Source organism: Arthrobacter sp. M2012083, assembly GCF_000281065.1.
Classification (GTDB): domain Bacteria; phylum Actinomycetota; class Actinomycetes; order Actinomycetales; family Micrococcaceae; genus Arthrobacter.
In genome coordinates this window covers 20,695-40,303 of sequence record NZ_AKKK01000019.1, presented here as the reverse complement: position 1 = coordinate 40,303, position 19,609 = coordinate 20,695, and the positions used below count along the sequence as shown (strand labels likewise).

Below are 19,609 nucleotides of genomic sequence, written 5' to 3'. Positions count from 1 at the left end.
AAACACACATGACACTTACAACCAGCAGTCCCAAGGCCGACGAGGCATCCACAAGGGCAGATACAGAACCGAGCGCTGTCACTGTGGCTGAACTCGTTGGGACCACACTCGCCAGTCTTGGCGTGGGCCATGTCTTTGGCGTAGTGGGCAGCGGCAACTTCGTAGTAACAAACGCCCTGCGAAGGGCCGGCGTTCCGTTCACTGCAGCCAGGCACGAGGGGGGTGCCGCCACCATGGCCGATGCCTATGGCCGAATGTCCGGAAAGGTAGGTATAGCCACAACGCACCAAGGCTGCGGGCTTACCAACGCCGTGACCGGCATAGGCGAGGCGGCGAAGAGCCGGACACCAATGATTGTTCTTACGGCAGACACCCCTGCGCCGGCCACCCGATCCAACTTCAACATCGATCAGGATGCGCTCTCCATCAGCGTCGGAGCTGTGGCTGAACGGGTACACAGCGCTGAAACCGCGGTGGCAGATACCGTTCGGGCCTACCGTACGGCGGTTAACCAGCGGCGGACCGTGGTCCTGTCGTTGCCCACTGATATTCAGAGCCAATGGGCAGTTGAAGAAGGGAACCAGCCTGGACCGCTCGACCCTCCCCAGCATGTCAGGCCATCCGAGGCAGCCGTCTCACAGTTGGCAGAACTCATCAAAAACGCAAAGCGGCCAGTCTTCGTTGCCGGGCGTGGCGCCCGGGAAGCAGGGCCCGAAATAGCCGCGCTCGCCGACACTGTGGGTGCGCTTCTAGCGACTTCCGCTGTCGCTCACGGGTTGTTCAATGGCAACCCGTACAACCTCGGTATCTCCGGCGGATTCTCGTCCCCTTTCACCGCGAAGACCATTGCGGAAGCCGACCTGATCGTGGGTTGGGGTTGTGCGCTGAACATGTGGACCATGCGGCACGGCTCCCTGATTGGTGACTCAACAACGGTGGTTCAGGTGGACCTTGAGGACTCAGCCCTTGGTGCCAATCGTCCCATCGATCTTGGGATCTTGGGTGACTGCGCTGAGACGGCTGTGGCTGTGCTCAAGGAAGTGCAATCCGCTGGGTACAGCGCTACCGGACTTCGGACGCTCGAAATGGCACAGCGCATCGATGAGCACGCCCGTTGGAACTCCGTGGAAACGGAGGACCTATCAACTGATGAGACCATCGACCCTCGAGTACTGAGCCGTGAACTGGACCGGATGCTGCCGGCAGATCGCATCGTCTCTGTGGACTCCGGCAACTTCATGGGCTACCCGAGCACCTATCTTTCCGTCCCGGATGAGTATGGCTTCTGTTTTACGCAGGCTTTTCAGTCGATCGGGCTGGGCCTTTCCACCGCTATTGGGGCGGCAATCGCCAGGCCTGAGCGGCTCCCGATCCTGGGAACCGGGGACGGGGGCTTCCTGATGGCCATTTCAGAATTGGAGACAGCGGTACGGGAACGCATCCCGCTGGTAGCAATCGTCTACAACGATTCCGCCTACGGGGCTGAGGTCCATCACTTTGACGCGGACGATTCAGATCTTGAGGTTGTGAGGTTTCCAAGCACCGACATCGCCTCCATCGCGTCCGGCTATGGAGCGGCGGCCGTAACGGTTCGGCGGCCCGAGGACCTGGCTCGAGTGAAGGAGTGGTTGGCAAGCCCCCGCCGGGCTCCGCTGGTCATTGATGCACGGATCGCCTCTGATGGCGGTGCGTGGTGGCTTGCCGAAGCCTTCAAGGGCCACTGAAGTAGGGAAGTTTGCCTAGCCCTTCTTGCGCAGCCCCGCCTGTTCCACGAGTTCGGTCAACCACGGCCGGTGTCCTTGATGGAATACCATCCCGTCCGGCAGTCCCCGCACTCGGGGGACCGAATCGGCAATGTCGATGGTTACCCTGCCCCCTGCCATGGGTGCGTTGGTGATGTGCAAGTCGCCGTAGGAGGCCGGTAATTGCGGGTCCATCCAAAATCCGCCGTGAGATACGTGGGCGTCGTACCTCATCAAGCTAGTGATCAGCTGGATGGGTGAGGCGGCTGCCCAGGCTTGGGGTGAGCAGGCGGTGGGGTAGGGCACTGGCTCGCTGTACTGCTCGCGGTTGAACCCGCAGAACAGCTCGGGGAGGCGTCCCTCGGAGAAGGCGGCCGCATCGAACAGGGCTGTGGCGATTCTTTGAGCCTCCTCCACGAATCCGTAGCGCATCAGGCCGGCCGCGATGACGGCGTTGTCATGCGGCCAAATGGATCCGTTGTGGTAGCTGGCCGGGTTGTAGGCACCCATGTCGGTTGCCAGGGTGCGCACACCCCAACCACTGAACATCTCGGGTGACATCAGCCGTTCAGCTATGAGTGGCGCCTTGTCATCGTCTACCAAGCCGACCCATAGGCAGTGCCCCATGTTGGAGGCGCACGCGTCCACCTGGCGCTTTTTGCCATCCAATGCAATCGCGTAGTAGCCGCGGTCCGGCATCCAGAACTGCTCGTTGAAACGTGCCTTCAACTGGGCCGCGCGATCGGCGAGCTCTCGCGCCAAGGGTGCGTCACCGGCGTCGTAAGCCATCCAGGCCCGGGCCATGTAGGCGTCATAAACATATGCCTGGACCTCGCACAGCGCGATAGGAGGCTCGGCGAGGCGTCCGTCCGCCGCAAAGTTGATCCCGTCCCATGAGTCTTTCCAACCCTGGTTGATCAGCCCGCGATCGTTGAGGCGCTCATACTCGACGAAGCCATCGCCGTCCCGCATTGCCGTAGTCGCGGATCCAGTCGAGGGCCCGGTCTGCATGGGGGAGCAGGGCGGCGATGGTGTCCTTGGCGAAGCCCCATCGGCTCACCGAACCCAGAACCACCACGAACAGGGGAGTGGCATCGACACTGCCGTAGTAGATGGACTTGCCGCCCAAGGCCAAGCTGCTGGAAACGTCGAGTCGGACCTCATGCAAAATCTTGCCCGGTTCTTCCTCGCTTACCGGGTCAATCACCGCGCCCTGGCGCTCTGCCAAGGTTTGCAATGTTCCCAAGGCCAACGACGGATCCACCGGCATGGCCATTTCCGATGCCCACAAGGAGTCCCGTCCAAACAGCGTCATAAACCACGGTGCACCTGCGGCCACAACCACTCTCTCCGGGTGGGCAGGATCCTCAATGCGGAGGGCGCCGAGATCGTCATAACTGCGTCGCAGGGTCCTCTCGATGGAGCGGTTACCCATGTGAAGGACGGGAATTTTGGCCACCCATTCCAGTCGGCGTTGGTCGCTTCGGGAGAGTTCGCCGACCGCGGGACGCACCAAGGGCGCTGACGGTTCCGCTCCTTCAAGGCCAGGCATCACCACCACTTGGGTGGCCCAGGAGCCGCGCGCGGGGATGGTGGTCCGGTAGGTGAACCCTTCACGACTCGCCTCAGCGACATCGGAACTTACGACGACGGACTTCCGGACTTCCTGCCATCGGGCGCGAATGGTCAGTGTGTTGGCATCGACCTCGCGGCTTTCTTCCCACTGCGTCTGCACGCGCGCTTCCTTCACTTCGAAGACATCGGCGAAGTCGGAGGCCAGGGTAATCGCGATAAGGCATTCCGCAGGCTTTACAGAGTAGTTGCGGACGGTGACGTCCTCCACCATTCCCAAACCCAACTCCCGGGTGCGTTCAACAATGAGCGGGGTATCCGCATAGCCGTCGGACATGGTGATACGGCCTGCAAAGACTGCCCTGTATGGTTCCCTCGTTTGGGCTGTCAGGGGTTCCACTGACTGCCCGTTCACGGTCAGGGTCCACGCGGACAGGATGCGCGTGTCCTGGAAGAACAAGCCGTGCGGATGATCCGGGCTGATGTCACCGCTGGGCAATGAGATGCAGAAGGACGTGCCCTCCACCAAGGTGACCGTCCCGGCACCCAAGGGACCGGCAGCGGTATCGGCATTCCATCCAGCCATTTCCGGCTCCTTTGACGCTCCTGCTGAGTCCTCGGCGTTCTTCGACGTCCTCACAGTGACGCTACTCTTGCTCCGCGGCGTGGGCCAGAGCTGCGGTCGGCAGTGATCATCGGGATTGACCATGTTGGCTGGCCCTCCGGCACAGCGTCCATTCTCTGGCCATTCCTATCGTCGATTGTTGACAATTGCTAGGATTGTTTCTGTGCGTTCCAAAGATGGCGGGCACATTCACGCGAGGGGCTAAGGCCCCAGGAGGAGAAATAAATGGTCAAGGCAACTGTCATGAAAAACGCAAACACCGAGAACCCTGGCGAACACCTTCCGAAGCCCACATCGAGCACACCAGGTCAGACCGAAGTGTCCCTCCGCCTTTGGGCACGGGAAGGACTCAAGACGGGCATCTGGGAGGCAACGCCCGGTGTGTCCACGAGCACCAGGCCCGGATATGACGAGATCTGCCAAATCCTCAGTGGCACGGCGACCATCACCGAAGAGGATGGAACCAGCTTCGAAGTCGGCCCCGGCTCGTTGTTCGTCACGCCGGCCGGTTGGACGGGAACGTGGACCATCCACGAAACAATGAGGAAGATGTGGGTAGTGGCCGACCTTCCCCAGGTCTAATATCCAAGGTCAATGAATGGAGGGAGGGGCCCGGTTCAATGAACCGGGCCCCTCCCTCCATTCGGAAATTCGACGATGCCTAGGCGGTTATCCCGCTTACTTCAGGCTCGGAAGTAAGGTCCTCCACGGCTTTCTGCATGTGACGTTTGATGGCATTCTGCAGGCCGCTCTGATCGCGCGCTTCGAGCAGATCCAGAATCATTTGGTGTTCCTGCACCAACGCATCGATACGTGGGTAGGCCACCTCCAAACTGAGGATACACATCCTGGATTCCGCAGCAAGGGTCTCGTATATCCGGATCAGGCGCGTGTTCCCTGTTCCGGAAACAAACGCAGTGTGGAACTGCATATCCAGCCGGGCAATGGCCTGCCAGTCCGAAGCCGCGACCTGTTTGGCCATACTTCGGATGATGCCCTTAAGTTCCCGGCACGTGTCAGCGACCTGATCCGCCTCGGAACCCAGAAGCGTGTTGGCGGCGGCCAGTTCCACAGCTTCACGGACTGCATATATCTCCCTGACGTCATCCGGGGAGAGTTCCAGCACGAAGACGCCGCGGTTGCGCTTGCTCACCAGGATGCCTTCCTGACACAGCCGTTGCAGAGCTTCGCGGAGTGGGCCCCTGGACGTGCTGAGCTGACTGGCCAGTGCCGATTCGTTGACTTGTTGTCCAGGCCTGAAAGCTCCCTGGACAATAAGCTCCCGCAATTGGTCAGCTATCAGCTGCGCCGTGGGCCGGCCCTCCAAAACGAACATTCCCTCCGGTGCCGCCATTGACATCCCCTCATTCCATGCTTCGGCAATTTGAATTTATTAGACCGCTACTGCGGTGTACTTGTATTCCAAAAACTCTTCAATCCCAATTTTGCCGCCTTCGCGTCCCAACCCGGACTGTTTGACGCCACCGAACGGCGCGGCGGGATTGGACACCAGGCCGGTGTTCAGCCCGACCATTCCCACTTCCAGATCGGCGGAGAACCGCATGGCCTTGTCCATGCTCTCCGTGAAGACGTACCCCACCAAGCCCCATTCAGTATCGTTGGCCAGGCGTACGACTTCGTCTTCGCTGTCAAACGGTGTAATGGCAGCCACAGGGCCGAAGATTTCCGTGGACATCAACGCTGCGTCCCTGGGTACGTCCACCAGGACGGTGGGGGAGTAGAAGTAGCCAGGCCCTTCCGGACGGCTGCCGCCGGTTAGGATACGTGCGCCCTTGGATACGGCGTCCGCGACCAGGCTTTCGACTTTTTCCAGGCCCTTCTGTTCAATCAGGGGTCCGACGTCGGTCCCTGCCGAAGCGCCATTGCCTACCTGCAATTCTGACATCTTTTTGGAGAACTTCTCGCCAAACTCTTCCACTACGGAGCGGTGGACGAAGAAGCGGTTGGCGGCCGTGCAGGCCTCGCCCATGTTCCGCATCTTGGCTTTCATGGCTCCATCCACGGCCTTCTCGATGTCCGCATCGGCCAGCACGATGAAGGGGGCGTTTCCGCCGAGTTCCATGGAGGACCGCATGACGTTGTCAGCAGCCTGGCGCAGGAGGATCTTTCCCACTTCCGTGGAACCTGTGAAGCTGATCTTGCGCGCAATCCCGCTGTCCGTCCAGGTCCTGACCACGCTGGAAGCGCTCGACGTCGTCACAACGTTCAGTACGCCGTCGGGAAGTCCTGCTTCCTTGAAGATCGCAACGAGGGCCAACGACGTCAGGGGCGTCAGCTCGGCGGGCTTGAACACCATGGTGCAACCGGCAGCAACTGCCGGTGCGATCTTCCGCGCGCCCATGGCGAGCGGGAAGTTCCATGGCGTCACCAGTACGGAAGGACCAACAGGTTCCTTGGTGATGAGGATGCGGGTGTTGCCATCAACGGAGCTGGCGTTGTCTCCGCCGATCCGAACTGCCTCTTCGGAGAACCAGCGGAGCATGTCGGCGCCATAGGCCACTTCGCCCTTTGCCTCCGTGAGAGGCTTGCCCATCTCGGCAGTCATGATGGCTGCCAACCGGTCCGTATTGGCAATGACGAGTTCGTAAGCGCGGCGGAGAATGTCCGCGCGTTCCCGAGGCGTGGATTTCCCCCACGCTGCTTGGGCGCGCCCGGCGGCCTCAATGGCCAGGGCGGCATCTTCGGGGCTGCCGTCGGCAACGTGGGCGATGACTTCGTTCGTTGCGGGGTTTTCCACTGCAAAAGTGGCGCCGTTTGCGGCCTGCTGCCAGCGTCCATTGATGAACAGGTCTGTCTGCAGTGAGCTGGGATCAAATGAGGGGGTCATGGTGGCTCTTTCAGTGATCGGGGGACTAGGAGGTGGCCGACTTGAGTGCCTGCGAGAACCTGGACAGGCCAACCTGGATCTCGTCGCTGCTGACGTTCAGTGCGGGGATGAGGCGAATGACGTTGCCGTGCGGCCCGCAGGTAAGGAGGATGAGCTCTTCCTTGATGGCAGCCTGCTGAACGGCCAGTGCAGTTGCCGCGTCCGGGGTGTTGTCTGCTGCAGTGAATTCGACGCCCTGCATCAGGCCCCGGCCGCGGACGTTGCCGATTCCGGCGAACTCGGTTTGCAGTGTCTCCAGTCCTGCCCTGAGTTCGTCGCCGCGGAGTAGAGCGTTTTCCACGAGATTTTCGCGCTTGATGACACCAAGAGTGGCCACTCCGGCTGCTGCCGCGACGGCGTTCCCTCCGTAGGTTCCGCCTTGGGAGCCTGGCCAGGCTTTGCCCATCAGCTCTGCGGAGGCGGCGATTGCCGAGATGGGGAAGCCACTGGCGAGGCCCTTGGCGGTGATCACTACGTCAGGCAGGATTCCGGCCCAGTCGTGGCCCCAGAACTTACCGGTGCGGCCAACGCCGGCCTGGACTTCGTCGAGGATCAGCACTATGCCGTGTTTGTCTGCTCGTTCACGCAGGCCTTGGAGGAAGGCTACGGGGGTGGGGATGTAGCCGCCGTCACCGAGGACGGGTTCGATGATGAAGCCGGCTGTGTCACTGGGCGCACTGATGGTCAGGAGGAGGTGGTCCAGTTCCTTCAACGCGAATTCGACGGCGGTGGCTTCGTCCCAGCCATACCGGTACCAGTGCGGGAACGGGGCTACGTGCACGCCACCCATGATGGGAGAAAACCCTGAACGGAACTTTGTTCCAGCTGTGGTGAGGGAGGCCGCGGCGACGGTCCTGCCGTGGAACCCGCCCTGGAAGGAGATGATGTTGGGCCTGCCGGTGGCCATGCGGGCCAAGCGGATGGAGGCTTCTACGGCCTCGGAGCCGGATGTTGCGTAAAAAACGCTATCCAAACCTTGTGGCAACACAGTTCCCAGCAGTTCAGTGAGCTCCAACAGCGGCTTGTGCATCACGGTGGTGTATTGGGCATGGACAATCTTGCCGACCTGTTCGCGGGCGGCGGCCACAACATCGGGGTGGCAGTGGCCGGTGCTGGTGACACCAATCCCGGTGGTGAAATCCAGGTATTTCTTGCCGTCGGTCGCGTGGATCCAGCTACCGGCCGCGTGGTCGACAACCACGGGGGTTGCCTGCTTCAGGATGGGGCTAAGTGTTGCCATGGCTTCATACTTTCTTAGGAACTGTAGATTGTCAACAATTGTCGAATCGAGTGTTATTCCCGCTGCTCACGCGGAACTTGTCAGGGTTCTTGGAACCGCTGGGGGCGCAGGAAGTCCAGACCGTCGAACCAGCGCTTGCCGAGCGCTTCATTGGCTGCAATTTCCCCGTAGGCGGAGGCCATTTTGAAGCCGGCTCCGGAGAATCCGGTTGCAGAGTAGACCCTGGCGGATTTGCCGAGGAAACCCATCAAGGGCTGCGAATCGGAAGTGAAGAGGTCCGGGAACGCATCCGAGCGCACGATGCTGGGAATCAAGCCCGGGAAGAACTCCGAAACTGTCTCTATGGTTTCCGTGATCTCCGCTGTGCTGAGATCACGGGGCACGGAGTCGGCAGCGGGAGTTGGTGCCCCGCGACCATCGAGAGTGGCTTTGACGGTTACGCCGTCCACTGCGGGGGCCCCATACATGGAACGATTTCCCGAAATCCTGATGAAGATCGGAAATTTTTCCGGTGAGAATTGTTCTGCTTCGCGGGCAACGAACCATGAGAGGAAGATCCGCTTGGTTTCGGTGTGGGCTTTGAGGTATTCCGGCATGAGTTGTTTGGACCAGGCGCCCGAGGCAACGATGACTCGTTCGAAGGTCCAGGAGTTTGCGCCGGACGTGATAACGACGCCGTCGTCAGTTTCAGTGATGCTGTCAATCGGAGTGTTGGTCTTGACCGATGCACCGTTGGTTTCCGCCGCGGTGATGGCCGCGGTGATGGCGCGATCGGTTCGCAGGGCGCCGGCGTTGGGGTCGTAGACGGCGATATCGTCGGAGCGGAGGTTGTGCTGGGGGTACCGTACGGCCATTTCCTCACGGCTGAGGATCTGGTGGGCGGCGCCGGTGATTCGTGTCGTTTCGAGCAGGCTGCGGAGGTACGGTCCGTCACTGGTACCGATGGAGAGTCCCCCACAACGGGTGAGGATGTCTTGTCCGGTCTCCGCTTCGAGTTCTGCCCAGAGCCCGCGGGAACGTTCCAGGAGTGGGTAGTAGGCCGGGTTGCCTCGGTAGATCATGCGGAAGAGCCGGGTGTCTCCGCCTGCGGCGCTGCGTGCGTGGGCAGGGGAGTGCGCTTCGAATCCCACCACGGCGTCGGTGAGCCGGGAGGCTTGCCAGAGGGCCATGCTGCCTATGCTGCCCAGACCGATGATTGCGAGTTTTCCGTCCATGGTTAGAGGACCTGTTTGAGGAAGGTTTGGGTGCGGGGTTCTTTGGGGTTGGTGAGGATTTCGCGGGCGTCGCCGCGTTCTACGACGTTGCCGTCGTCCATGAAGATGAGGGTGTCGGCTACTTCGCGTGCGAAGCCCATTTCGTGGGTGACGACGACCATGGTCATGCCTTTTTTGGCGAGGTCTTGCATGACGTTGAGGACTTCGCCGACTTTTTCGGGGTCCAGGGCGGAGGTGGGTTCGTCGAAGAGGATGATTTCGGGGTTCATGGCCAGTGAGCGGGCGATGGCGACGCGTTGTTGTTGGCCGCCGGAGAGTTCGGCGGGGTAGCGGTCTCCGAAGGCTTCGAGGCCGACGCTGGTGAGGAGTTCTTGTGCGTGTTTGGCTGATTGTTTTTTGTCGGCGTGTTTGACCAGGACGGGTCCTGCCATGACGTTGTCGCGGGCGGTCATGTTGGGGAAGAGGTTGAACGATTGGAAGACCATGCCGACGCGGGTGCGTTGTTGGGCCAGTTTCTTGGGGGGTAGGGCGTGGTAGGCGGTGTCGGTTTCGTAGTAGCCGAAGTCTTCGCCGTTGACTTTGAGGATGCCGGAGTCGATGGTTTCGAGGCCGTTGATGCAGCGTAGGAGGGTGGATTTGCCGGAGCCGGAGGGGCCGATGATGCAGCAGATTTCTCCGCTGGCGATGTGGAGGTCGACGTTTTTGAGGACTGTTTTGGGTCCGAAGGATTTGCGGATTTTTTGGGCGTGGATGGTGCCGTCAGCGTTCATCGTGCGATGCCTTCCGGTGCGGTGAGTGTCACTTTGCGGGCTTTGCGGGGGACCCGGGCGGAGGTGTGGGAGTATTTTTGTTCGAGTTTTGATTGGGGGTAGCTCAGGAGCATGGTCATCACGAGGTACCAGAGGCTGGCGACGATGAGCAGCGGGATGGTTTCGTAGGTGCGGGCGTAGATGAGTTGGGCGCTTTGGAGTAGTTCGGCGACTCCGAGGACGGAGACCAGGGAGGTGCCTTTGAACATGCCGATGACTTGGTTGCCGGTGGCGGGGATGATGGAGGGCATGGCTTGGGGGATGATGACTTTGCGCATTTTCATGGCCCCGCTCATGCCCAGGGAATCGGCGGCTTCGATCTGGCCTTTGCCCACTGAGGAGAATCCGCCGCGGATGATTTCGGCCATGTAGGCCGCTTCGTTCAGGGTCAGGCCGATCAGGGCTGCGGTGATGGGTCCCATGAGGGCGTTGGTGTCGATCGCGGTGCCGATGTCGGTGAACGGGATCCCAATGCTCAGGTTCGGGTAAAGGGCGGAGATGTTGAACCAGAAGATCAGTTGGACCAGGACCGGGGTGCCGCGGAAGATCGTGATGTAGACCCCGGCGAGGGCGGCGATGGGTTTGATGGTCGAAGCCCGCATGATGGCCAGGCCCAGTCCGAGGAGGGTGCCCAGGGCCATGCTTGCTACGGTGAGGAAGATGGTGAGCATCAGTCCGCGGAGGATGGATTCGTGGGTGAAGTATTTCGCTACGACGTCCCATTTGAAGTTCGGGTTCGTCGCGACCGAACTCAGGACGCCGACACCGACCAGGATGCAGACCACCCAGGAGACGTACTCGAACGTGCTGCGCCGCTTCAGGCGCGGCTTCAATGCCGAATCCAACCCGCTCATCACATTGCTTCTTTCCATAGTCACTTGCTTCATCGGGGCACCCACTAGTTCAGCTTGGCGTCGGTGATGGCTCCCGAGTCCAAGCCCCAGTTCTCGAGGGACTCCTTATACTCCGGGGTCTGAAGGACGGACTGGAGAGCCGTCTGGAAGGCCGGCGTCAGAGGTGAGCCCTTCTTCAAGCCGATTGCCGTCAGGTCGCTGGTGCCGACGTCGACGCGACCCACGAGTTCGAAGGAGCCCGGCTGCTGCTTCTCGGCCCACCCGAGTGCAGTTGTGTCGTACAGAATTCCGTCGATGCGCTTGGAGTGCAGCTGGGTCAGCGCGTCCTGGATGTTAGGCAGTGTCACGCCGTTGATGGCCGGCTGTCCCTTTGAGGTGCAGGTCTGCTCGCTGAGGGCGGGGAGACGCTTAAGCTGACCGGTTGATCCTTGCGTCACTGCGATGTTCTTACCGCATAGGGTCTCAACGGTGAGCTTAAGTGGATTGCCAGCGGCCACCGCCACGGAGTTGCCGGCTTTGAAGTAGTCGATCATGTCCAGGACCTTAAGGCGTTCCTCAGTTTTGGACATGGTGGTGGCAGTGAAATCGAAGCGGCCGCCATCGAGGCCGGGAACAATCGTGTCGAACTTCGTGTCCACGAACTTCAACTTCAGGTCAAGCTTCTTCGCAATGAGCCTGGCGATGTCCGGGTTGAGGCCAATCGGAGTCGTATTATCCTCAGCCAGGAAGGTGGTGGGAGGGTAGTGCAGGTCCATGGCAACCGTGAGCTCGCCCTTGTCCTTGATGGACTGCGGCAACAGGGCAACAGCAGCTGAATCCGGCTGGACGCCCTCGGAAATGTCGGTGGTGTTGGCAGTCTTGCTGTTCTCGGCGGAATCGCTGTTCGCGGTGCCTCCACAAGCGCTCAGTGCCAGCAGTACGGCAAGTCCGGCAGCTGCGGTTTGCGCCTTGGTTCGAATCTTCATGGTGCTTCCCTTCGAGGGAGTCGGGCGGTGGGGAGGGGGGAAGGTCTTGGTAGTAATGTGATCCGGATCTCTCCGTCATCTACTGCAATGCAACCCCCTCAACAGTAGATTGTCAACAATTGACAGAAACTTTTTTGAACAGATCCATTCGTTGAGAATCGTTCTAACTAGGCGCCAGAAACTGTTGACAATTTACAATTTTGCAGCCTAGAGTCGAGTCAGCGGTCGAGAAGCTCCCGGACTGCCCGGCAGTTTTTTACGAGTGCATCCGCTTCACTCGACACCCTTTCACGCGGCCCGCCCGCCTCCATATCCCGAAAAGAAACGGACTTGACATGGCAGAGACCAATTCCCGGCCGAAGTACATCTCCTTTGATATCTACGGCACACTCATCAACTTCGACATCGATCCCACGACGCGGCGTTTGCTCGATGGCCGAATCTCTGAAGAGCAGTGGCCCACCTTCAAGAAGCAGTTCCGCGGATACCGCTTTGACGAAGTACTGGGGGATTACAAGCCGTATGAGCAGATCCTCCAGGATTCCTTTGATCGTGTGTGCAAGCGTTGGGGCATTGGACCGACTGAAGGCGCAGGCGCAGCATTTGCTGATGCTGTCCGCGGTTGGGTTGCCCACGACGACGTGCCGGCCCCGCTGAAGCTCATGGGCGACAACTACCAACTCGTGGCTCTATCCAACGCGGACACCAGCTTTCTGGACATCAGCATTCCCAAGCTCGGCGCAAACTTCCATTCAGTTCTCACCGCCGAGCAAGCCCAGGCGTACAAGCCCCGGTACCAGGCCTTCGAGTACATGCTGGACACGCTGAATGCCAAGCCCGAGGACTTCCTGCACATCTCCTCCCACACTCGCTACGACATGCATCCCATGCACGACCTGGGTTTCCGGAACCTCTGGATGCTGGACCGCGGCTATGACCCCATTGGCGACGGCTACGACCTCAGCACAGCCAAATCCCTGGACGAGATCAACAAGTACCTCGGTCTCTAAAACGACCACGAGGCGAAAGGCCAACCGTGAAACTTGTTCCTTACTGGCTCGACACTGCAGAGCCATCCGGCGACTACCGCCGCACTCCAGTCCCGGAGAACGTAGATGTCGCGATTATCGGCGCGGGCTTTACCGGGCTGTCGGCAGCACTTGAATTTGCCAAGCAAGGCGCCACTGTTGCTGTCTTCGAACGCCACACTGTTGGTTGGGGTGCGTCAGGCCGCAACGGGGGCATGGCTACCACTGGCTTGGCCATTGGGTTCAGTACGGCAGTCAAGCGCTACGGGGCTCCCCGTGCCGTTGAGATGTTCCGCGAATACAACGACGCTATTGAAACCATCGAGAAGCTGGTGCACGACAACGGCATCGACTGCGACTTCAACCGTTTCGGCAAGCTCTCCCTCGCATTCCACAAGTCCCACTACGACGGGTTCCTGAAGTCCCAGGAGCTGCTCGCGAACCTGGTGGATCACCACGTAAAGGTCATCCCCAAGTCCGAAATCCACAGCGAAATCGGCACCGACTTCTACCAGGGTGCCATGATGGATCCGCTGGGCGCCGGCCTGCACGTGGGCAAGTTCGTGCACGGGCTGGCGAAGGTGGCAGCGGACAACGGCGCAGCCATCTGCGAAAACGCATCGGTCACCGAGCTGAACAAGGTCTCCGGCACAGTGCACGATGTTCACACCACCCGTGGAATTACCCGGGCCAAGCAAGTCCTGGTTGCCACCAGCGGCTACACCGGCAACGTCACCCCGTGGCTGCAGCGTCGCGTGATTCCTGTGGGCAGCTTCATCATCTGCACCGAGCCTCTGTCCGAAGAAGTCGTGAACCGCATCCTGCCCAACAGGCGCCAAGCCTCTGACAGCAAGATGCTGACGTACTACTTCCGCATCACGCCGGACAACAGGTTATTGTTCGGCGGCCGCGCACGCTTCGCGCTGTCCAGCCCGGATTCGGATGTCAAGAGTGCGGAGATCCTGCACAAGGCCATGACCGAACTCTTTCCCTATCTGTCCAACGTCAAGGTGGACTACATCTGGGGTGGCTTGGTGGACCTCTCCATGGACCAGATGGTCCATGCCGGCCAGCATGGTGGCCTGTTCTACTCCCTTTGCTACAGCGGGCATGGTGTTCAGATGGCTGCGCACATGGGCAAGAGGATGGCCCACTACATGGCGGGGGACAAACAGGCGAACGTGTGGGAAGACCTGAAGAACCCGCCTGTACCCGGCCACTTCGGCCCCCCTTGGTTCCTGCCTTTTATTGGCGGAGCCGCGAAGATCATCGACCGCATCAAATAGGCAGGGCAAAGGATCACATGAGTTCATCAACCAAAGTCGCTGAAGCGCGCCCGAAAACAGGGCAGGAGACGGCCTACAGACGGGCAAGTATCGCCGCTCTGCCAGGAGGTGCGTTCCTGGAAGGCCGTTGGGAGACGGCTGACAGGATCCTCGAAGTCAGGGATCCCGAAGACGGCGTTCTGTTGGGAACTGTGTGTTCCTCCACTCCTCAAGATGTGCGCCGTGCAGTTGCTTTCATACACCGCCACCTCCAGGAAGACGATTGGGTCCTGCGGGACCGCAGGGAGGCTTTGGAACGGGCTGCAGTGCTGCTCGTGGACAAGGCCGTGCGGTTCGCGGAGATCATTGCCGCGGAAAGCAGCAAGACCATCACCGAAGCTGAACGCGAAGTGCGTCGTTGCGCAGAGACGTTGCGGCTCTCCGCTGCCGCCTCGAGCGAACTTGTTGGAGAGACTCTAGCCTTTGAAGACAGCATGGCCGGGGCCAACAAGATTGGCTGGTACAACCGCAAACCTGTAGGAATCATTGCGGCCATCACGCCCTTCAACGATCCCCTAAACCTTGTGGCACACAAGTTGGGTCCGGCGCTGATCGGAGGCAACGGCGTCGTACTTAAGCCCTCAGGCCGTACGCCGCTGACCGGGCTCGCCTTCGTCCAACTGTTGTTGGAAGCGGGCGTCCCGGCCGGCAGGCTGGCCGCCATTGTCTCAGGACCGGGGGTTTCCGAGGCGATCGTGACCGACCCCCAGGTGGACCTGATCTCTTTCACGGGCGGGCCAGCAACCGCGGACCGTATCGCTGCCGCCGCGGGCGCCAAGAAGATCCTTTCTGAGCTCGGCGGCAACAATGCAACGATCGTCTGCGCGGACGCTGACGCCAAGGCTGCTGCGGAGGCGATCGTAGCCGGGGCATTCGGCGTGGCCGGCCAGAATTGCCTGTCGGTCCAGCGCGTCTACGTCCACATTTCGCTGTTCGACGAGGTTCTTGAAAAGGTACTCGCGGGGACCCGCGCGCTCCGCGTCGGAGCGAAGATGGACCGAGGCACCGATATCGGTCCGCTCATCAGCGATGCCGAAGCCCGGCGGGTGGAGGCATGGGTGGAGGAAGCCAAGGCGGCCGGCGCCACTGTCCGTGTGGGCGGCCAGCGCCACGGCGCCTTCTACCAGCCCACCGTGCTGACCGATGTGCCGGCAGACGCCCGCGTCATCGCTGAGGAAGTGTTTGGGCCGGTGGTCAGCATCATGCCCTTTATCCAGATCACTGACGCCATCCATGCGGCCAACGCCTCCGACTACGGACTTCAGGCTGGTGTCTTCACCGAATCCATTGACCTGGCCCTGGCAATTGCCGACAAGCTGCATGTGGGGGCGGTGGTCATCAACGAGACCAGCGACGTCCGGATCGATTCCATGCCGTTCGGCGGGTTTAAGAAGTCCGGCGTTGGCCGTGAAGGCGTCAAGCACGCAGTCCGCGAAATGACCGAGCCCAAGAGCACCATTATCAAACTGGCGGAGCCCGCCACCCGCTGGCAGCAGCTGACGGGCACCTCAGAACGGAATGCATCATGACTACCCATAAAATCGCGGTTATCGCCGGCGACGGTATCGGCAAGGAAGTGGTCCCTGCGGCCATCCAAACCCTTGAGCGAATCGCTGAGATCCACTCCATCAACCTGCAGTTTACGCACTTCGACTGGGGATCCGACTACTACGCGCAGCACGGCCGCATGATGCCGCTGGACGGGCTGGAACAGCTGGCGCAGCACGATGCCATTTTCCTGGGCGCCGTGGGCTCCCCGGAGGTTCCGGACGCTGAATCTCTGTGGGGCCTCCTGATTCCCATTCGCCGCGAATTCCAGCAGTACATCAACCTGCGGCCGGTAAAAACGCTCGACGGCGTCAAGTCGCCGCTGGCGTCCAAGGAACCGATCGACATTCTGATCGTGCGGGAGAACAACGAAGGGGAGTACTCGGAGGTCGGCGGCCGGATGTACCGCGGACTGCCGCACGAAACAGCTGTCCAGGAAACCATCTTCACCCGCCTGGGAGTATCGCGTGCCGCACACTTCGCCGCCTCCCTCGCGTCGTCGAGGAGGGGGCACCTGACCTCGGCCACCAAGAGTAACGGCATCATCCACACCATGCCCTTCTGGGACGAGGTAGTGGAAGAAACCACCCGCCTTTACCCCGACGTGACACTCACCAGCGAACTGGTGGATGCCTTGGCTGCGCATCTGGTCCTCAAACCTTGGACCTTGGACGTCATCGTTGCCTCGAACCTGCTGGGCGACATCCTCTCGGACCTGGGCAGCTCCGTCACCGGTTCCATCGGTGTGGCTCCCAGCGCGAACCTGAATCCCGACGGTGATTTCCCATCCCTCTTTGAGCCGGTGCACGGATCTGCCCCGGACATCGCAGGGAAGGGACTGGCAAACCCGGTGGGACAGATCTGGTCCGGAGCAATGATGCTCCAGCACCTGGGGCATCCCGAAGCTGCCGAGCATCTGCAGTTGGCTTTCGAGTCGGTGTTGCGCGAGGGTCTTGGTACCCGCGACGTTGGAGGACCGTCGTCGACCTCTGAGTTCACAGCGGCCGTCCTGGCTGCCATTGACGTCTTGGAAGCTGTGGGCAAGGCTGAACGCAGCGCTCCCACGCCAGCAGCAGCGGCGTCGTCAGCATGACGAACGCCGAAGGCAAGCGGCCCATCGTCGCTGTCCTGTACCGGGAGGCCCTGCCGCCCGGATTGGACGAAATCGCGGAGCTGGCCGAAGTCCGCCTGACCAAGGCTGACGGTCTCGCTAAGGCAATGGATGGTGCGGATGTTCTCTACCAATGGCATTCCTTCTCGCCCGCGCTGCGGGAGAACTGGGCAGCAGCTTCATCGCTGAAGTGGGTGCACGTCTCGGCTGCGGGCATCAGTCAACTCTTGTTCGATGACCTGATCAACAGCGACGTTCAATACACGAACTCGCGTGGCGTCCTGAGTCGCGCCATCGCCGAGTTCGCCCTGGGGTTTGTTCTGGACATGGCGAAGGACGCACAAGGTTCGCTGAGGCTCCAGCAGGGCAGGCGCTGGCAGCATCGCGTCACCCGGAAAATTCAGGGCCAGCGCACCCTGGTGGTGGGAACGGGCTCCATTGGTCGGGAAATAGCGTGCTTGTTCCGCGCCGTTGGCCTGCGCGTCAGCGGCGCCGGGCGCAGCAACCGACCAGGAGATGGGTACTTTGAAGAGATCCATTCTTCCAAGGACCTGGCTTTGGTGGCAGGCGACTTCGACTACATTGTGCTGGCTGCGCCCCTGACCGACGACACCAGAGGCTTGGTGGGCGCCGATGTCCTTGCGGCCATGAAGCCCGCGGCTCACCTGATTAATGTGGGGCGCGGGGAGCTGGTCCGCACCGACTCACTGGTAGACGCGCTTCGCTCAGGTTCCATTGCCGGCGCGGCGCTGGACGTGGTCCATCCGGAACCACTTCCTGCGGAGCACCCGCTGTGGGGCATGGACAACGTCATCCTTACCCCTCACATGAGCGGCGACACGGAAGATTACCTCGAAGATCTTGGGAAGCTGTTCGTGGAGAACCTCTGGCGGTTCAGCCGGGATGAACCGCTGCAGAACGTCGTGGACAAAAGGCTCGGGTTCATTCCCGCTTCCTGATCCCTGTCACCCGGATTGTACGGCCGTGAACCTGAGCACATTATTACGGCACTTCGGAGCGTCAATTTTCTGGAAGCAGGAGGTAAGGCTAACCTAATAGTCTTCACTTTCCCCATGCCCACCCGTTCGGGCGTACATAGCAGGCGGTTCCTTTTGCGCACTCCCAGCCGTTACACGGCAGCCCTCGGGCTGGCGGCCCTCCTTACTCTTTCCGGTTGTGGCCTCAGCGGTGGCCAGCCCGCTGCCACCGGGAAGGTGGCTGATACCAACCAGCGCATCGTTGTGGATAACTTCCGTGCGCCCGTGGCCAACTGGGCCCCTGAGTCCGACGCTGCGTACATCCTGTCCTTGTCCGGCTGCTTGGAAACCCTCACCAAGTACGATTCCGCCCAAGGAAAAGTAGTTCCTTTCCTGGCTACGGAGTGGAAGCAGGCTTCGCCGTTGGAATGGGACTTCACCATCCGTGAAGGCGTGAAATTCCAGGACGGCACCGATCTCACCGCAGAGGCAGTGGCCGCTTCCCTCAACCATGTCCTCAAGGCCAAGGTCCCTGCCAGGGCGTTCAGCCCAAGCGTCGTCAGTGCTGTCCAAGCACGGGATGCCAAGACAGTTCGCGTAACCACGCCCGTGGAAAACCCCTTGGTACCGTTCCGCCTTGCAAGCGTCAACACCGGCGTTCTTGCTCCTGCCGCTTACGCAGGCGCCACCGTCAATCCCTTCGGGCACTGCACAGGCCCGTTCACTCCGGTTTCAGAGAAAGCGAAACAATCCCTGACACTGGACCGCAACGAAAATTACTGGGGTGGAGACGTGCAGCTCGCAGGAGCTGAAGTGCGGTTCATCACCAACGGCGCAACACGCGCGGCTCAGGTTCAAACCGGTGAGGCGGACATTTCCCTCTCCATCCCGGCCTCTGCCTTGTCCTCGCTTGAGAATGCGCCCGAAGTTTCCGTACTGAAGGCAGACTCACCACGCACGGCCACGCTGTACATGAACAATGGCCGCGCCCCCTTCAACAACGTCGACTTCCGCAAGGCACTCCGCTCAGCGCTGGACCTCGAGGCGTTGGCCGCCAGCGTCTACGAGGGCGCAGCGCTTCCGGCAGCCGGTCCCTATGCGCCGTCGGAGCCGTGGGCATCGAGCACTGCAAGCTCGCCGAAGCAGAACGTTGAAGAAGCGAAGAAGCTTCTCGCCAATGCCGGATACACAGCCGATAGGCCGTTGGAAATCATCGCGATTGTAGAACGTGCCGAGTTCGCAGACGTCGCAACCGTGATCCAGGACAACCTCAAGAACATCGGCGTACCCGTTGCCATCCAGGCCAAGGAATACGCGTCCGCTGAGCCGGACGTCCTGGCAGGGGACTACGACATGATCCTGAGCCAGCGCAACCGACTCATTGACATCGCTGATCCCATCGGCTTCCTGACGGCCGATTACACGTGCAAGGGCACGTACAACCTCAGCCACTTCTGCAACGAAGAGTTTGACGCGATCATCACCGAAGCAGCCCGCACGTCCAACAGCGAGGAACGTTACAAGCTGTATGCCAAAGCCGGTCAGCTCCTGGATGACCAGGCGGTCAACCTCTGGCTCGTCAATGAACAGGCAACCGACGCGGTCCGCAGCAACGTCATGTCCTACGTTCAGGATCCGCTTTCCCGTTACGTACTGACCGCGCAAACGGCCAAGTCGGGCTCCTAGCAACCACACCGGGACCGACAGACAAA

At 60.7% G+C, this 19,609-nt stretch carries 15 protein-coding genes and 1 pseudogene; 8 read left to right on the top strand and 8 right to left on the bottom strand.

The features are described from left to right. Positions 1–8 precede the first annotated feature (8 nt). Positions 9–1,724 carry a thiamine pyrophosphate-binding protein gene (locus A477_RS0110510; RefSeq protein WP_017198962.1) on the top strand — a complete coding sequence of 572 codons (1,716 nt, stop codon included), beginning with the start codon at positions 9–11 and terminating at the stop codon, positions 1,722–1,724. 15 nt (positions 1,725–1,739) lie between these two features. Here the strand turns inward: A477_RS0110510 and A477_RS22245 are convergent. Further along, positions 1,740–3,900: pseudogene (locus tag A477_RS22245) on the bottom strand (amylo-alpha-1,6-glucosidase). A 282-nt stretch (positions 3,901–4,182) separates the two neighbouring features. On the opposite strand from A477_RS22245, the gene A477_RS0110500 reads away from it, so the two are divergent. Beyond that, entirely contained in the window at positions 4,183–4,521 is a 339-nt protein-coding gene (locus A477_RS0110500) for a cupin domain-containing protein (protein ID WP_237715776.1), read from the top strand. A gap of 79 nt (positions 4,522–4,600) precedes the next feature. On the opposite strand, the gene A477_RS0110495 is transcribed toward A477_RS0110500, so the two are convergent. The 7 genes from A477_RS0110495 to A477_RS0110465 all read right to left on the bottom strand — a co-directional run bounded on the left by A477_RS0110495 (position 4,601) and on the right by A477_RS0110465 (position 11,908). Continuing rightward, a complete protein-coding gene (locus A477_RS0110495) occupies positions 4,601–5,275 on the bottom strand; it encodes a GntR family transcriptional regulator (protein WP_286130198.1) in 675 nt (224 codons plus the stop codon). 57 nt (positions 5,276–5,332) lie between these two features. After that, on the bottom strand, positions 5,333–6,787 hold the full coding sequence (locus tag A477_RS0110490) for an NAD-dependent succinate-semialdehyde dehydrogenase (RefSeq protein WP_017198959.1): 1,455 nt from the start codon (positions 6,785–6,787) through the stop codon (positions 5,333–5,335). A 25-nt stretch (positions 6,788–6,812) separates the two neighbouring features. Next, positions 6,813–8,066 carry an aspartate aminotransferase family protein gene (locus A477_RS0110485; protein ID WP_017198958.1) on the bottom strand — a complete coding sequence of 418 codons (1,254 nt, stop codon included), beginning with the start codon at positions 8,064–8,066 and terminating at the stop codon, positions 6,813–6,815. An 80-nt stretch (positions 8,067–8,146) separates the two neighbouring features. After that, positions 8,147–9,280 (bottom strand): N-methyl-L-tryptophan oxidase, encoded by a 1,134-nt coding sequence (solA, locus tag A477_RS0110480; RefSeq protein ID WP_017198957.1) that lies wholly within the window; start codon positions 9,278–9,280, stop codon positions 8,147–8,149. Between the two features lie 2 nt (positions 9,281–9,282). Continuing rightward, complete coding sequence (locus tag A477_RS0110475; protein ID WP_017198956.1) at positions 9,283–10,050, bottom strand: amino acid ABC transporter ATP-binding protein; 768 nt, start codon at positions 10,048–10,050, stop codon at positions 9,283–9,285. Continuing rightward, entirely contained in the window at positions 10,047–10,961 is a 915-nt protein-coding gene (locus A477_RS0110470) for an amino acid ABC transporter permease (protein WP_237715774.1), read from the bottom strand. The genes A477_RS0110475 and A477_RS0110470 overlap by 4 nt, the downstream gene beginning before the upstream one ends. Positions 10,962–10,987: 26 nt before the next feature. Then, on the bottom strand, positions 10,988–11,908 hold the full coding sequence (locus A477_RS0110465) for an ABC transporter substrate-binding protein (RefSeq protein ID WP_017198954.1): 921 nt from the start codon (positions 11,906–11,908) through the stop codon (positions 10,988–10,990). 335 nt (positions 11,909–12,243) lie between these two features. On the opposite strand from A477_RS0110465, the gene A477_RS0110460 reads away from it, so the two are divergent. The 6 genes from A477_RS0110460 to A477_RS0110435 all read left to right on the top strand — a co-directional run bounded on the left by A477_RS0110460 (position 12,244) and on the right by A477_RS0110435 (position 19,583). Continuing rightward, positions 12,244–12,918, top strand: coding sequence for a haloacid dehalogenase type II (locus tag A477_RS0110460; RefSeq protein ID WP_017198953.1), 675 nt, complete (start codon positions 12,244–12,246; stop codon positions 12,916–12,918). A 26-nt stretch (positions 12,919–12,944) separates the two neighbouring features. After that, on the top strand, positions 12,945–14,222 hold the full coding sequence (locus tag A477_RS0110455) for an NAD(P)/FAD-dependent oxidoreductase (protein ID WP_017198952.1): 1,278 nt from the start codon (positions 12,945–12,947) through the stop codon (positions 14,220–14,222). A 17-nt stretch (positions 14,223–14,239) separates the two neighbouring features. Next, complete coding sequence (locus A477_RS0110450; RefSeq protein ID WP_017198951.1) at positions 14,240–15,790, top strand: aldehyde dehydrogenase family protein; 1,551 nt, start codon at positions 14,240–14,242, stop codon at positions 15,788–15,790. Beyond that, entirely contained in the window at positions 15,787–16,902 is a 1,116-nt protein-coding gene (locus A477_RS0110445; protein ID WP_017198950.1) for a tartrate dehydrogenase, read from the top strand. The genes A477_RS0110450 and A477_RS0110445 overlap by 4 nt, the downstream gene beginning before the upstream one ends. Next, positions 16,899–17,879 (top strand): D-2-hydroxyacid dehydrogenase, encoded by a 981-nt coding sequence (locus tag A477_RS0110440; RefSeq protein WP_017198949.1) that lies wholly within the window; start codon positions 16,899–16,901, stop codon positions 17,877–17,879. Before A477_RS0110445 ends, A477_RS0110440 begins: the two co-directional genes overlap by 4 nt. A 114-nt stretch (positions 17,880–17,993) precedes the next feature. Then, positions 17,994–19,583 (top strand): ABC transporter substrate-binding protein, encoded by a 1,590-nt coding sequence (locus tag A477_RS0110435; protein WP_017198948.1) that lies wholly within the window; start codon positions 17,994–17,996, stop codon positions 19,581–19,583. Positions 19,584–19,609: the final 26 nt, after the last annotated feature.

Excerpts from the sequence above, each read along its gene's own strand:
- A477_RS0110465 (WP_017198954.1), bottom strand. The coding sequence starts at position 11,908 with ATGAAGATTCGAACCAAGGCGCAAACCGCAGCTGCCGGACTTGCCGTA.
- A477_RS0110460 (WP_017198953.1), top strand. The coding sequence starts at position 12,244 with ATGGCAGAGACCAATTCCCGGCCGAAGTACATCTCCTTTGATATCTAC.
- A477_RS0110440 (WP_017198949.1), top strand. The coding sequence starts at position 16,899 with ATGACGAACGCCGAAGGCAAGCGGCCCATCGTCGCTGTCCTGTACCGG.
- A477_RS0110485 (WP_017198958.1), bottom strand. The coding sequence starts at position 8,066 with ATGGCAACACTTAGCCCCATCCTGAAGCAGGCAACCCCCGTGGTTGTC.
- A477_RS0110450 (WP_017198951.1), top strand. The coding sequence starts at position 14,240 with ATGAGTTCATCAACCAAAGTCGCTGAAGCGCGCCCGAAAACAGGGCAG.
- A477_RS0110495 (WP_286130198.1), bottom strand. The coding sequence starts at position 5,275 with ATGTTCGTTTTGGAGGGCCGGCCCACGGCGCAGCTGATAGCTGACCAA.
- A477_RS0110510 (WP_017198962.1), top strand. The coding sequence starts at position 9 with ATGACACTTACAACCAGCAGTCCCAAGGCCGACGAGGCATCCACAAGG.
- A477_RS0110500 (WP_237715776.1), top strand. The coding sequence starts at position 4,183 with ATGAAAAACGCAAACACCGAGAACCCTGGCGAACACCTTCCGAAGCCC.
- A477_RS0110445 (WP_017198950.1), top strand. The coding sequence starts at position 15,787 with ATGACTACCCATAAAATCGCGGTTATCGCCGGCGACGGTATCGGCAAG.
- A477_RS0110470 (WP_237715774.1), bottom strand. The coding sequence starts at position 10,961 with ATGGAAAGAAGCAATGTGATGAGCGGGTTGGATTCGGCATTGAAGCCG.
- A477_RS0110435 (WP_017198948.1), top strand. The coding sequence starts at position 17,994 with ATGCCCACCCGTTCGGGCGTACATAGCAGGCGGTTCCTTTTGCGCACT.
- A477_RS0110490 (WP_017198959.1), bottom strand. The coding sequence starts at position 6,787 with ATGACCCCCTCATTTGATCCCAGCTCACTGCAGACAGACCTGTTCATC.
- A477_RS0110475 (WP_017198956.1), bottom strand. The coding sequence starts at position 10,050 with ATGAACGCTGACGGCACCATCCACGCCCAAAAAATCCGCAAATCCTTC.
- solA (WP_017198957.1), bottom strand. The coding sequence starts at position 9,280 with ATGGACGGAAAACTCGCAATCATCGGTCTGGGCAGCATAGGCAGCATG.